At 39.8% G+C, this 14,345-nt stretch carries 14 protein-coding genes; 1 reads left to right on the top strand and 13 read right to left on the bottom strand.

Going from position 1 to position 14,345, the window contains the following annotated elements; genetic code table 11:
- Positions 1–19: 19 nt before the first annotated feature.
- The 6 genes from yqfC to rpsU all read right to left on the bottom strand — a co-directional run bounded on the left by yqfC (position 20) and on the right by rpsU (position 4,383).
- Entirely contained in the window at positions 20–304 is a 285-nt protein-coding gene (gene yqfC, locus N782_RS08090) for a sporulation protein YqfC (protein ID WP_202595678.1), read from the bottom strand.
- 79 nt (positions 305–383) lie between these two features.
- Entirely contained in the window at positions 384–923 is a 540-nt protein-coding gene (locus tag N782_RS08085; protein ID WP_036818301.1) for a hypothetical protein, read from the bottom strand.
- A gap of 31 nt (positions 924–954) precedes the next feature.
- Positions 955–1,950 carry a flotillin-like protein FloA gene (gene floA / locus N782_RS08080; RefSeq protein WP_036818299.1) on the bottom strand — a complete coding sequence of 332 codons (996 nt, stop codon included), beginning with the start codon at positions 1,948–1,950 and terminating at the stop codon, positions 955–957.
- Positions 1,951–1,968: 18 nt separating this feature from the next.
- Positions 1,969–3,300 (bottom strand): NfeD family protein, encoded by a 1,332-nt coding sequence (locus N782_RS08075; protein WP_036818297.1) that lies wholly within the window; start codon positions 3,298–3,300, stop codon positions 1,969–1,971.
- 447 nt (positions 3,301–3,747) lie between these two features.
- Positions 3,748–4,194 carry a GatB/YqeY domain-containing protein gene (locus N782_RS08070; RefSeq protein WP_036818294.1) on the bottom strand — a complete coding sequence of 149 codons (447 nt, stop codon included), beginning with the start codon at positions 4,192–4,194 and terminating at the stop codon, positions 3,748–3,750.
- A 15-nt stretch (positions 4,195–4,209) separates the two neighbouring features.
- Positions 4,210–4,383 carry a 30S ribosomal protein S21 gene (rpsU, locus tag N782_RS08065; RefSeq protein ID WP_036818291.1) on the bottom strand — a complete coding sequence of 58 codons (174 nt, stop codon included), beginning with the start codon at positions 4,381–4,383 and terminating at the stop codon, positions 4,210–4,212.
- Positions 4,384–4,633: 250 nt separating this feature from the next.
- On the opposite strand from rpsU, the gene N782_RS08060 reads away from it, so the two are divergent.
- Entirely contained in the window at positions 4,634–5,569 is a 936-nt protein-coding gene (locus N782_RS08060) for a Na/Pi symporter (RefSeq protein WP_036818289.1), read from the top strand.
- A 1,050-nt stretch (positions 5,570–6,619) separates the two neighbouring features.
- Here the strand turns inward: N782_RS08060 and deoC are convergent.
- The 7 genes from deoC to grpE all read right to left on the bottom strand — a co-directional run bounded on the left by deoC (position 6,620) and on the right by grpE (position 14,289).
- On the bottom strand, positions 6,620–7,291 hold the full coding sequence (gene deoC, locus N782_RS08055; protein ID WP_036818287.1) for a deoxyribose-phosphate aldolase: 672 nt from the start codon (positions 7,289–7,291) through the stop codon (positions 6,620–6,622).
- 154 nt (positions 7,292–7,445) lie between these two features.
- Positions 7,446–8,804 (bottom strand): tRNA (N(6)-L-threonylcarbamoyladenosine(37)-C(2))-methylthiotransferase MtaB, encoded by a 1,359-nt coding sequence (mtaB, locus tag N782_RS08050; RefSeq protein ID WP_036818286.1) that lies wholly within the window; start codon positions 8,802–8,804, stop codon positions 7,446–7,448.
- Between the two features lie 4 nt (positions 8,805–8,808).
- Complete coding sequence (locus N782_RS08045; RefSeq protein ID WP_036818284.1) at positions 8,809–9,561, bottom strand: 16S rRNA (uracil(1498)-N(3))-methyltransferase; 753 nt, start codon at positions 9,559–9,561, stop codon at positions 8,809–8,811.
- Positions 9,562–9,608: 47 nt separating this feature from the next.
- The gene (gene prmA / locus N782_RS08040; RefSeq protein WP_036818281.1) at positions 9,609–10,547 is read right to left on the bottom strand and encodes a 50S ribosomal protein L11 methyltransferase; all 939 of its coding nucleotides are present in this window, start codon (positions 10,545–10,547) and stop codon (positions 9,609–9,611) included.
- A gap of 30 nt (positions 10,548–10,577) precedes the next feature.
- Positions 10,578–11,705: a molecular chaperone DnaJ gene (dnaJ, locus tag N782_RS08035; protein ID WP_036818280.1), complete on the bottom strand. Its 1,128-nt coding sequence runs from the start codon at positions 11,703–11,705 to the stop codon at positions 10,578–10,580.
- 151 nt (positions 11,706–11,856) lie between these two features.
- Complete coding sequence (gene dnaK, locus N782_RS08030; protein ID WP_036818278.1) at positions 11,857–13,680, bottom strand: molecular chaperone DnaK; 1,824 nt, start codon at positions 13,678–13,680, stop codon at positions 11,857–11,859.
- 48 nt (positions 13,681–13,728) lie between these two features.
- Positions 13,729–14,289, bottom strand: coding sequence for a nucleotide exchange factor GrpE (gene grpE, locus N782_RS08025; protein WP_036818276.1), 561 nt, complete (start codon positions 14,287–14,289; stop codon positions 13,729–13,731).
- Positions 14,290–14,345 lie beyond the last annotated feature (56 nt).

Below are 14,345 nucleotides of genomic sequence, written 5' to 3'. Positions count from 1 at the left end.
TATGCCCTCCTAGATATCCCTAGTTTTGGTCAATAAATGATATATGTTCTATCGTACCTTCAAGTAAGATTTCTTCCGGTAGCATCATTCGAAGGACAAAGTTTTTACCTGTTATCTTCAATTGACCCTGTTTTAATTTCAAGCGGAGTTCTTGCTCTGAAAAGATGAGTAGACCCTTATGATTTTCTATGTAGGCATGAATTTGACCAATTGTCGTAATTCTAGGAAGTTCAAGAATAACATCAGATGGTAAATCTAAATGCTGTGCAATCCAACTCCCTATCCTTTGCTGCCATTTGTTCATCAGCTCCGCCCCCTCTCTCATACATGTGTATGAAAAAAGCACGAAATGTATCACTACATTTCGTGCTTTCTTATTGCTTTTATTTAATTTTTGATCCGTAAGGCTTTTTGGCCCTTGGAGAACCAAGCACTTCGGCCATGACAATACTTTCCATCAATCGTTTGCTAGATAATTTCTTATCTATATTTTCCACAACGGGTGCAGAACTTTTTTTATAGGGCTGCAATGTATCACGGTTGTATTGATTACCATTAGCATCACGGCTATATTGATTGCCACTAGGTCTGTCTGGTAGTGCATTATGTTCTGCATTCTCCCCTGCCGGCTGTGCTGTATGCGCATAACGATCAGTAGATTCTTGCTTTCTCTTTTTCATTTCCTCGTAACGTTCTTGTTGGGCTTCCGCAAACGTTTGTAATTCAGGTTTCTTCTCTTGTTTTGTATTTGTAGAAGGTTCTGAGTTTTGGCTTCCTCCAAAGGATGGCATCGGTTTAGTCTTGGAAGGTTTTGATCCTTTTTCTTCATCCTTTTTATTGTTAGCAAAGGCATTATATAAAAAGGCGATAACACCACCAATGATGACAGCATTACTGATGATTACTTCAATTATGTCACCCATACAAAAGCCTCCTTACTTACTAGAAAAGGCATTAGGATTTATCCTCTTCCTCATTTTCACCACTATTCATCTTCCCGATTACATCACGCATATCTGTGTCTGCCTGAATATTCTTCAAGTTATAGTAATCCATTACACCAATATTACCACTTCTTAGTGCTTCTGCCATTGCTTGTGGAACTTCTGCTTCTGCTTCGACAACTTTCGCTTGCATCTCTTGTACACGAGCACGCATCTCTTGTTCTGTTGCCACAGCCATCGCACGACGTTCTTCCGCTTTCGCTTGGGCAATATTCTTATCTGCTTCCGCTTGGTCCGTTTGAAGGATAGCACCGATGTTTTTACCAATATCAATATCAGCAATATCAATAGATAGAATCTCAAACGCGGTACCTGCATCCAGTCCTTTTCCTAGTACGTTCTGAGAAATACGATCAGGGTTTTCTAATACTTTATTATGATCTTCAGAACTACCAATGGTACTAACAATACCTTCCCCTACACGGGCAATAACTGTATCTTCACCAGCACCACCTACAAGGCGATCTATGTTAGCACGTACTGTAATACGAGCTTTTGCTTTTACTTCAATACCATCCATTGCAACACCGGCTATAAATGGCGTTTCAATAACCTTTGGATTTACACTCATTTGCACTGCTTCTAATACATCTCGACCAGCTAAGTCAATAGCAGCAGCTCGTTCAAAGCTCAATTCTATGTTTGCACGTTGTGCAGCAATTAGAGCATTTACCACACGGTCTACATTACCACCGGCCAGGTAGTGACTCTCTAATTGGTTTGTATTAACATCAACACCGGCTTTATGAGCCTTAATTAATGGATTAATAACGCGGTTTGGAACAACTCGACGTAATCTCATTCCGATTAGAGTAAAAATGCTAATTTTAACACCTGCTGCAAGTGCACTAATCCATAGCATTACTGGAATAAATGTGAATAACACTGCAACTGCAATAATAATGATTCCTACCAAAATAATTGGCATAAACTGTTCTGGAGTCATTTCTGTTTTCCCCCTTATTTATTCTTCCTCATTAATTTCTCGCACAATGACGCGAGTTCCTTCCGTTTTCACAACTTTTACATGCTTCCCTTTTTCAATAAACCCACCTTCTGTTACTACATCAATTCTCTCATTATCAAAATCACCAGTTCCAGACGGACGTAGAGGCGTTAGGGTGGTCCCTTCTAACCCGATAAGATCGAGTCTATTTTTTGATGAGATATAACCCTTCTCAGTAGAAGTAGAATCATTTAAAACAATATTCTTAAGAAATCCACGTTCTAACCCCATCGTTTTGAAAAGCACAACGGACGCTATAATAGCAACCATTAATGCAATCCCGATACTCATGGCCATATACCCCATATCATTGCCTGTCATAAACAGCGATCCTATGACCGCTCCGACACCTATGATACCGAGTATTCCCCCTGGAACAAATAACTCTAAGACAATACAGATGATTCCTAATGCAAAGAAGATAATGGTTTCATAACCTGCTAGCCCAGCAATCAGATGTCCATAGAAAAACAATACTAAAGCTGATAATCCCATTATGCCAGCTACACCAAAACCAGGTGAATACAGTTCAGCAACAAATCCTAGGCTTGCGATAGATAATAATATTGGTACAACTACCGGATTCGTAATCAATCTGGCAATTTGTTCTGAAAGTGTCGGGCTAGTTTCGACAACCTCTGCATCCTCAAGCTTTAATTGCTTTAATAAGGCTTCTCGGTCGTCAACAACACCTTCAGCGTATCCAACTTCAACTGCCTCATTAGCACTTAAGGTTAGGTATTTCCCTTCGCCTGCCTGGTATTTCGGTAAGTCAATATCTGGATTTGCCATAGCCTCTGCATATAAAGGATCTCTTCCACCTGTCTCTGCAGCGCTTCGCATAGCTTTAATCCAATTAGACTGAGCCTTTTTACTAGCGGCATTCCCATCCCCTGTAATAACACCTGCTGCTCCCATAGTAGAACCTGGTGTCATATAAATGTTATCCGCATTCAGCGCTATGTACGAACCTGCTGAAAGCGCATTTTTTTCAACGAAGGCTGTGTTGGGAATCTCAATATTTTGAAATAGTTTAGCAATGGAGCTTGCTGCATCTACAGCGCCACCTGGAGTATCAATCGAAAAAATAATATGATCCGCATTACTTTGACGAGCTTCTTTAACACTTCTTTCTAAGAATGAAGCCAACCCCTTCTCCACTGCTTGTTCTACAGGGACAACATAGACTCTTTTTCCTTCCCCTTCTGCACTAATAGTATGTGAAATTAGTACATGAAAGGCGAGTAATAGTAAGGATAGTATCCAGATGAAGCGACCTGTTCTCTTCATTGCCACCCTCCTTTCTTTCTTAACCCTCTATACGATAGGATATACGAAAACGTTTCAAAAAATTAACTTGTATATAACAAATATACACATTATTAACACAAGGTGAACAATAGCTCAGTGGTTTATCTTTTCCATCCTATAGAACAAAAGCTCGGGGCGCCAGTCTAGCGACGCTCAAACTGCTGCCCACACGACGTGGGTTGGTTCGATGTTGCTACGTGACGTAGCGATACTAATCGAACTTCCCTTTAGCCCGTATGAGATAAAGGAAACACGAAGAGCCACAGCGATTCGATGTTGACTTATCGTAAGGAGGTGCAGGAAGTTTGCTAGTCGCTGGGCGCTGGAGCTGGACGCGGCCACTTCACTCTTTTTAGTTATACACAAGCATTGAATTTTATCATTTCCATCCTATACAAAAAAACCGCCAAGCTGGCGGTTTTTTTATTAAGATAGATGTTTTTGTACAAGTTGATTTACTTGAGAGCCATCCGCTTTACCTTTCACTTTAGGCATAACAGCGCTCATCACCTTGCCCATGTCTTTCTTAGAAGTCGCTCCAAGTTCGCTAATCGTTTCTTTTACGATCTCATCAAGCTCGTCTTCAGAAAGCTGAGAAGGCATATATGATTCAATAATTTCAATTTCTCTTACTTGTTTTTCAGCTAGATCTTCACGACCTGCATCTTTAAACTCCTGGAGGGAATCTTTTCGTTGTTTTAACTCACGAGATAAAACAGTTAATTCTTCTTCCTCAGATAAATCGCCCTTCCCAAGTTTTAAAGCTTCATTTTGTAAAGATGCTTTCACCATTCGAATGACAGAAAGCTTTTCTTTGTCTTTACTCTTTAAAGCTTGTTTCATATCTTGGTTAAGACGTTCAAGTAATGACATTGAGTTTACACCCTCTTATTTACGCTTTCTAGCAGCTTCAGACTTCTTCTTACGACGAACACTTGGTTTTTCGTAATGTTCACGTTTTTTGTACTCAGCTAATGTACCATTCTTAGATACACTTTTCTTGAAGCGACGAAGAGCATCTTCAAGGTTCTCGTTTTTACGTACGCGAGTATTATTTGACATGCTATTTCCCTCCCTCCAAAGCAAAAAGACAGTTTCAAAATATTGCACATGTTCTTACTCGACATATGCCTTTTGCAATTATAATATATTCCAATGGTTAGTTCAACTTTTTTCTATTTGATTATTAAGAGGGATTTTAAATATCCGCATGTCTACATATGTCTACTCACGACAAATTGCTAAATGTTTAAAAAATTCACTCATGATTTACCCCCTTGTCCATATGATGATATAGGGGTGAAGAACAACTATGGGGGATATACTAACTCTCTTGACTGTATTTATCATTATGTTTTTATTTGGAATGACTATATTAAGAATAGGGTTGTACCAGCTTTCTTATCATAGGATGAAGAGCCTCCTAGCTCTTTTTGCTGACCACCCAATCAAAGGAATGCTTACTGGAATTGTCGTAACAGGTATTTTACAGAGTAGTTCTTGTACCATGATTATTACAGTTGGTCTAGTAGCCGTTGGTGCTCTATCGTTTAAGCAGTCAATTGGAATAATGTTAGGTGCTAACATCGGTACAACAGTTACCCTTGAATTGCTCTCCCTTTCACATAATATACCTATATGGCCGATGTTAGTGCTTGGATGTATTCTACTATTTTTTCGAAAGCCCGTTTTATTTGGTACTGGTGGTATCTTATTTGGCTTAGGTACGATGTTTGTAGCCTTACATGGATTCTCCACACTTGCACAGCCTATTCAACAACTTCCTATTATTCAAGATATGTTAGCCTTCACAAATCTTTTCCCATCATTAAGTATTGCTGTAGGCACGGTCTTAACAGCCATCATACAATCATCCACTGCTTCCACGGGTATAGCCATGTCATTTCTTAATGAAGGGTTATTTACGATGCCCTCCGCTATAGGAATCATGCTTGGAGCCAATATTGGGACATGTATTACCGCATGGCTCGCATCTCTTGGAAGCAATCAGGAGGCTAAACTTGTAGCGATGGCCCATATTTGGTTAAACGTGATTGGTGTCTTGATATTTGCACCATTTTTAGAGGAGATGGCTATGGTTTCAGGCTGGTTAGCTAACACACCAATGCAACAACTAGCACATATTTCGGTACTGTTTAATGTTATTTCATCTATTGTTGTGCTTCCATTTCTTAAACAATTTACATCTTTTGTGTTATTGGTTCATGGAAAAAAAGAAATAAGGTAAAATTTCACAGAAGCACTTCATTCACTTCTTAATTGTATTGATCCTTATTCTATAATCGCCCCATTATATTGAGGACTTGAAGTCGAGATATGTTGGGATAGGTCCGATACTTTAAAATGAATAGGGTTGGATGGGAAACAACTTGCGTCCTGCGGGCGAGCTGGCAAGCTACCTTCGGGGAAATCACCCTCAGGGGATCTTGCCTACCTCTTTCTCCCGCGGGAGTCTCGTCGTTTCCCACCCAACCCTGCCAATATGTTGCGATCGGACCTGCGACCTCAATTACCATAAAATTGATCAAGTTTGTTATGCGTAGTAGTGACCTATTCCTTAACTATATGGATCTGGAGCGACTTTTCCTACTTTTGGAGCAAGATTCGAAAAACAGGAGCAACTTTCGAAATTTAGGAGCGAGATTTAAGGAGCTACTTATAAAAATCAGGAGCGACCACAATTTTGTTGACATGCGCCGTCGCAACCAATGTCGGATTTGCGCTAGGGTGCATGAAGTCCTTTTTTAGCGAGCTTTCGAAATTAGGAACGAGTTTCTGAAAAAAGTATCGACTTCTTGATTTTTGGAGCAACTCTCGCCAAATTCAGATCAACTCTTCCAAAATAGGAGCGACAACCTAAAACTCCCTTTTCCGGCCATGTTTCCGTCCCTCCCAAAACAGCAAAGGTGGCCGTGGAACAAGGAGACTCCCGCCGGAGAAAGAGGTAGGCGAGACCCCGGAAAGCCCCGATTTTGGGCTTGAGGAGGCTTGCCAGCTCGCCGGGAGGACGCGAGTTGTTCCACGGCCACCTTTATTCTCAAAAAGCTACGGAAACATCCCTCTTTATTTGCCAATTCATTGCTAAAAAAACTGAATTTATCTCAAATCCAAGTCTTCAAGATTATGCCTCTTATTTTGAATGATGTTTGTACTAACATTACTTTTTCCCAATCATCAAATTTCCGCTTATTCCAGTCTCCAAAAAAAAAAACGCATGAGCTCCAATATCGGAGTATCCCATGCGTTTTTAGTCAACATATTTCTATGATGTGTGATATTAGTAATCAGAAGTACCTTGTCCACCTGAAACGATTTGCATTCCTGCACTTGCGCCGATACGAGTTGCTCCGGCTTCGATTACTGCGTCTGCACCTTCGCGGTCACGTACGCCACCAGAAGCTTTAACACCCATATCTGGTCCAACTGTTTCTCTCATTAAGCGAACGTCTTCTACTGTAGCGCCGCCACCAGAGAAACCAGTAGATGTTTTAACAAAATCTGCTTCTGCTTCTTTAGCCAGCTGACAAGCTTTTACTTTCTCGTCATCTGTAAGAAGAGATGTTTCGATAATTACTTTTGTAAGAGCTTTTCCTTCTGTAGCTCGAACAACAGCTTCAATATCTGCTTTTACAGCTTCATAATCTTCGCTCTTAAGTGCTCCGATATTGATAACCATATCCACTTCAGTTGCACCATTTTCAATGGCTTGCTTCGTTTCATAGGCTTTCATTTCAGTTGTTGTAGCACCTAATGGAAATCCAATAACTGTACACACTTTAACGTCTGTATCTTTAAGAAGATCATAGCAAAGTGGTACCCAGTATGGATTTACACATACGGAAGCGAAACCGTATTCCTTCGCTTCATTACAAATTTGTTCTATTTTTTCTTGTTTAGTATCAGGCTTTAATTGAGTATGATCAATCATCTTGGCCATTTTTGTATCCATTGTATCATCCTTTCAAACCGTAGTTGTACGTACCTCTTCTATAATAGCATTCTCATAAAAAAAATGCTATAACTCTTATTACCATTACCTACACAATGCTATCCTCACCATTAATAAACCCCTTACCGATTATGACAGCAAGGGGTTTTCTACGTTAGGAAGACATTTTTAACTTCTCATTTAATTTCGGGGCGTCTAACACACGTACAAATTCTCCTGCATTATAAGGATACCCGGCGTGTGTAATTTTTACCCGCACAATTTCTCCAACCATTTCTTCGTCTGCTTCAAATATCACCTTAAGATAGTTATCTGTGTAACCTACGTAACGACGATCGTTTTCATCATCTTTAAACTTTTCTTCAGGGATTACTTCCAGTACTTCCCCTTCATAAGTGGAAGCATATTCTTTCGCTTGTTGATTGGATAGCTCAATTAACTGATGAACACGTTCATTTTTAATTTCATCATCTACTTGGTCATTCATACGCGCTGCTGGTGTACCTGTACGTTTGGAATAAGGGAACACATGCAACTCAGAATATCCAATTTCTTGAATGTAACGATACGTTTCCATAAACTCTTCTTCTGTTTCACCAGGAAAACCTACAATAACATCTGATGTAATAGCCAAACCTGGAAGAGCTTTTTTGATTCGATCGATACGTTCTTTATAATACTCTGTTGTGTACTTACGACGCATACGTTTTAACACAGTATTAGAACCTGACTGTAACGGTATGTGTAAATGGCGAACAATTTTGTCCGAATCATTCAGAACCTCAATCACTTCATCGGTAATTTGACTAGCTTCAATAGATGAAATGCGAATTCGTTTAAGTCCGTTGACACGCTCATCCAACTCTCGCAGTAGCTTGGCTAAGTTATACTCTTTCATATCTTCACCATAACCACCTGTGTGAATACCGGTTAACACAATCTCTTTGTAACCAGCGTCTACAAGTTGTTGTGCTTGTTGAATAACATCTTCAGGATCTCTTGAACGCATTAGTCCACGAGCCCAAGGAATAATACAAAATGTACAGAAGTTATTACAGCCCTCTTGTATTTTGAGTGATGCACGGGTACGATCTGTAAATGCTGGTACATCCATTTCCTCGAAAATACGTGTTTTCATAATATTTGAGACGCCATTAATAGGTTGACGTTCTTCTTTAAACTGCTCGATATAATCTAACATCTTTTTACGATCTTGTGTACCAACCACAATATCTACACCTGGGATTTCCATAATCTCAGCTGGAGAGGTTTGAGCATAACAACCTGTTACACATATAACCGCATTATCATTCTTACGAATCGCACGACGAATCATTTGACGACTTTTCTTATCACCTGTATTCGTTACGGTACATGTGTTGATTACATAGACATCCGCTTGATGATCAAATTCAACACGCTCGTACCCTTCTTCTTTAAACAAATTCCAAATCGCTTCAGTTTCATAATGGTTAACCTTACAACCTAATGTATGAAAAGCTACTGTTGACATATCGTCACCTCAATTCTTCTAGTTGGTAAGAGATAGCTGATAAAATGTAGGCTGGCGCAGTTTCAGTTCGAAGTATTCTTGGACCTAATCTTACGGATAAGAAAGAAGCTTCTGTTAACTGATGAACCTCATTTTCACTAAATCCACCTTCTGGCCCTATAACAACCATTACACGTTCTGACGGTTTTATAAAGGGGATTACTTCTTTTAGAGAACGAAAAGATGGGGCCTTTGCTTCATCCTCATACGCAATGAGCTTCCAATCATAATCATGACCTTCTTCAATCAGTTGCTTTAAATTTGAAAGCTGTGTAACTGTTGGTATCATTGTGCGATGGGATTGTTCACTAGCCTCTTTAGCTATTTTTTGATAGCGTTCTTGTTTCTTTTGTGCTTTTTTCGCATCCCATTTCACAATAGAGCGCTCTGCTTCAAAAGGGATAAAACGACTAGCACCTAATTCGGTTCCCTTTTGAATCACAAGCTCCATTTTATCTCCTTTTGGTAAACCTTGAACGATGGTAACCTGGGCAGGAAGTTCCTTGTCTTCATCTAACCATTTTACTATGTAACAGGTTACCATGTCATGAGTTATTTCGATGATTTTACACAGTGCAGCCTGTCCTTCAGGTGTACAACAAATAATTTCATCATCTGTCTTCATCCGCATTACTTTGGTAATATGATGAACGTCCTCACCCGTTAGAGTTACATGTTGATGCTCCCAACCTGATGACGATACAAAATAACGTTGCATGATAGTCCCTGCCTTTTAGCTCAAAAGGGGTTACCTTTTAAAACTTTTTATGGTTTTCTTGCTATGATACATGTCCAATCTTCCATTTGATTCGTTTCTACTACTTCAAAACCTGATTTTACTAGTTGGTCTTTTACGTCTTGGCGTTTGTTTTGGATAATTCCTGAAGATATAAAGTATCCACCTGACTTCAAGTTTTCATAAGCCTTATCTGTGAAACGAACAATAATTTCAGCTAAGATATTTGCTACGATCATATCAGCTTGATAATCTACATTATCTAATAAATTATTTTGTTTGGCATGTACTTTGTGTTCTACACTATTCAACTCGGAATTAATGGTTGTACTTTTCACTGCCACATCATCTAAATCATACGCATACACTTCTTTAGCTCCAAGTAGAACAGAAGCAATACTTAATACCCCTGATCCAGTCCCTACATCAATAATGGTGTCATCTTTTTGAATATATTGTTCAATTGCTTGGATGCTTAGAACAGTTGTAGGGTGAGTACCTGTACCAAAAGCCATCCCAGGATCTAATTCCATAATAATCTCATCACTGGATACACGCTGATAGTCTTCCCATGTTGGAATAATTGTAAATGTTTCAGAGATCTTTACAGGCTTATAATATTTTTTCCAAGCCGTTGCCCAATCCTCTTCATCCAATTCACTCATGGTAACCTTATTATGACCAAGGTCAATTTCATGGATGATCAGGTTATTGATGGCTTCTTTAATTTCCTCTACAGTCTCCGCTAAGAAGCTATTAACAGGAAGGTATGCTTTAACATACACACCTTCCTCTGGATAGTCTTCTGGATTAAGCTCGTAGATTTCACCCATAAATGTGTCACGTTCTTTGACTAAATCTTGTGGATCCTCTATTACGACACCACTTGCTCCTGCTTCATGCAAAATATTCGAAATCGGCTCTATTGCTTCATTTGTGGTATGAATACATAGTTCTGACCATTTCAATGGGGATCAACTCACTTTACTTTTTAATTCTTATTCGCCTTTAAACGCTCGCTTCACACGTTGGAAAATGTTTCCATGTTGTTCTTCTGTAGCTTCGTTTCCACTGATTTCATGGAATTCACGAAGTAGCTCTTTCTGACGATCTGTTAAGTTTGTTGGTGTAACTATACGAATCTTAACATGCTGGTCACCATGACCACGACCACGGACGTCAGGAGCACCTTTATCCTTCAAGCGGAATGTTTTACCGTGTTGAGTGCCTGCAGGAATCTTAAGTTTTACTTTCCCGTGTACAGTAGGGACTTCAATTTCATCACCTAGTGCTGCTTGTGTAAACGTAAGTGGCATCTCGCAGAAAATATGATCGCCTTCACGCTGATAGAATTCATGTGGACGAATTTGAGCAACTACATACAAGTCACCTGCTGGTCCGCCATTTACGCCAGCCTCACCTTGACCAGGTACACGAATTTGTTGTCCTTCATCAATGCCTGCTGGAATAGAAATGTGGATTGTTTTACGTGTTTTAACTTTTCCATCTCCACCGCATGTATTACATTTGTCTTTCACATACTGACCAGTACCCTGGCAATAATGACATACACGGCGGTTTACGATACGACCGAATGGTGTATCTTGCTCTTGGTTAAACTGTCCAGCACCTTTACAGTGTGGGCATGTTTCAGGTTGTGTGCCTGGTTTTGCACCATTACCTTCACACGTATCACATGTTTCTTCTTTTGGTATTTGAATATCCGTTTCCTTACCAAAGATAGCTTCTTCAAATCCTAATGTCATCGTATATTGAAGGTCTGCACCTTTACGAGGAGCATTTGGATCACGACGGCGTCCACCGCCACCAAAGAACATATCAAAGATGTCACCAAATCCACCAAAGTCTTCGCCACCGAAGCCACCAAATCCTTGGGAGCCTCCATTCATGCCAGCATGGCCAAATTGATCATATTGTTGACGTTTTTGTTCGTCACCTAATACTTCCCATGCCTCTTGCGCTTCCTTAAATTTATCAGAAGCATTTTCTTCCTCGCTGACATCTGGGTGGTATTTCTTTGCTAGCTTACGATAAGCTTTTTTGATTTCATCTTTTGATGCGTCCTTTGAGACACCTAAGACCTCATAGTAGTCTTTTTTACTCATTGACGATCACTCTCCCGACTCTTACTGCATAAAGTTTATATTAACATGATTGGCTATCCTATTTCAAAGGTCACTAACATTTTACGTTATTCAGTAAAAAAGTCAAAGTCAAGAAAATCCTGACTTTGACTTTTTCTACCTGTAGTTCAACTTACTGTTTCTTTTCGTCGTCGTTTACTTCTTCGTAATCGGCGTCTTCTACGTCTTCAGCACCTTCTTGACCTTGTTGTGCTTCTGCTTGCTGTTGTGCTTGCTCGTACATTTTAACAGAAAGCTGTTGTACTTGTTCTTGAAGAGCATCTTTCTTCTCACGGATTTGTTCCATGTCTTCGCCTTCAAGTGCTGTTTGAAGCTCTTGCTTCGCTTCTTCAGCTTTTTGTTTTTCTTCTTCAGATACGCTTTCTCCAAGATCACTGATTGTTTTATCAGTTGTGAAGATTAGTTGATCTGCTTCATTACGAAGTTCAATTTCTTCACGTTTCTTCTTGTCTTCTTCAGCGTTCTCTTCCGCTTCATTTACCATGCGCTCTACTTCATCATCAGAAAGACCAGAAGAAGATTTAATGGTAATGGATTGTTCTTTGTTAGTACCTAGGTCTTTCGCACGTACGTTAACGATACCGTTAGCGTCAATATCGAAGGATACTTCGATTTGAGGTACGCCACGAGGTGCTGGTGGAATATCCGTTAGTTGGAAACGACCAAGCGTTTTGTTGTCCTGTGCCATTTCACGTTCACCTTGTAGTACGTGGATATCAACCGCTGTTTGGTTATCGGCAGCTGTAGAGAACGTTTGAGAATGGCTTGTAGGAATTGTAGTGTTACGATCGATTAGCTTCGTTGTAACTCCACCCATTGTTTCAATACCAAGGGATAGTGGTGTAACGTCTAATAGTACAACGTCTTTCACATCACCTTGAAGTACGCCACCTTGGATAGCTGCACCTAGTGCTACTACTTCGTCAGGGTTTACACCTTTAGAAGGATCTTTTCCTACTTCTTTCTTGATAGCTTCTTGTACTGCAGGGATACGTGTAGAACCACCTACAAGTAGCACTTTGTTAATGTCATTTGATGACATGTTTGCATCTTTAAGTGCACGGCGTGTTGGCTCCATCGTACGCTCTACTAGGCTAGAAGATAGTTCTTCAAACTTAGCACGAGTTAGGTTCATTTCTAAGTGTAGAGGACCCGCTTCACCAGCTGTGATAAATGGTAGAGAGATTTGTGTTTGAGCTACACCAGAAAGGTCCTTCTTCGCTTTCTCAGCAGCATCTTTCAGACGTTGAAGTGCCATTTTGTCCTGAGAAAGGTCAATTCCATTTTCTTTTCTGAATTCAGAAACCATGTGATCGATGATTACTTGGTCGAAGTCATCTCCGCCTAGTTTGTTATCACCAGCAGTAGCTACAACTTCAAACGTGCCTTCGCCAATGTCTAGGATAGATACGTCAAAAGTACCTCCACCTAGGTCATAAACTAGGATTGTTTGATCTTCTTCTTCTTTATCAATGCCGTAAGCAAGTGCTGCAGCTGTAGGCTCGTTAATGATACGCTCTACTTCTAAACCAGCAATCTTACCAGCGTCTTTTGTAGCCTGACGCTCAGCATCGTTAAAGTATGCAGGTACTGTGATTACTGCTTTTTCAACAGTTTCTCCTAGATAATCTTCTGCATAAGATTTGATGTGTTGTAGAATCATTGCAGAGATTTCTTGCGGTGTATATTCTTTACCTTCAATCTCTACTTTATAGTCTGTACCCATATGACGCTTAATGGATTGGATTGTATTAGGGTTTGTGATAGCCTGACGCTTCGCAACCTCACCTACTTGACGTTCACCATTTTTAAACGCCACTACTGAAGGAGTAGTACGGTTACCTTCTGGGTTTGGAATTACTTTTGATTCGCCACCTTCCATGACAGCGACACAAGAGTTTGTTGTTCCTAAGTCAATACCAATAATTTTACTCATGACTAAATATCCTCCTTTACTTATTGCGTATGTAGTGTGTTGATTTCTTTATTGATTTACCTTCACCATTGAAGGACGAATCACTCGATCTTTAAGCTTGTACCCTTTTTGTAGCTCTTCAACCACTACATTGGAACCATAATTTTCATCATCAACTTGCATAACAGCTTGATGCATATTTGGATCAAATTCTTCTCCTACAGCAGGAATTTCTTCTACACCCTGCTTATTTAAAGCATCTTTAAGCTGACGGTACACCATGTTCATACCTTCTACAAAGCTTTTTGCAGAATCATCTTGAACGTCTGTTTGTAGAGCACGTTCAAAGTTATCAACAATTGGTAAAAGCTCTTCCACTAAATCCTGAGATTTATATTTTAGGTCGTTTTCACGTTCTTTTTGAGAACGACGACGGAAATTATCATAATCAGCTTGCAAGCGTAACAAACGTTGGTACGTTTCGTCTTTTTCTTGCCTTAACTGTTCTACTTCGTTACTAGCTGGATTGGTTTCTTCAACCACTTCCTGTTCAGGATGATCAATTACCTCTTCTTGTTCAACGTTTTCTTGATCTTCCATTTCTTCGGATCTTTGTTTATTCTCGTCCATGTTTGTCACCTCCTCTAGTAAACGGGGTTGTTACGCACCATTTACGAATATATCAG

The organism is Pontibacillus yanchengensis Y32, from assembly GCF_000770635.1.
GTDB lineage: Bacteria > Bacillota > Bacilli > Bacillales > BH030062 > Pontibacillus > Pontibacillus yanchengensis.
This window is presented reverse-complemented; position numbering and strand designations above follow the sequence as displayed.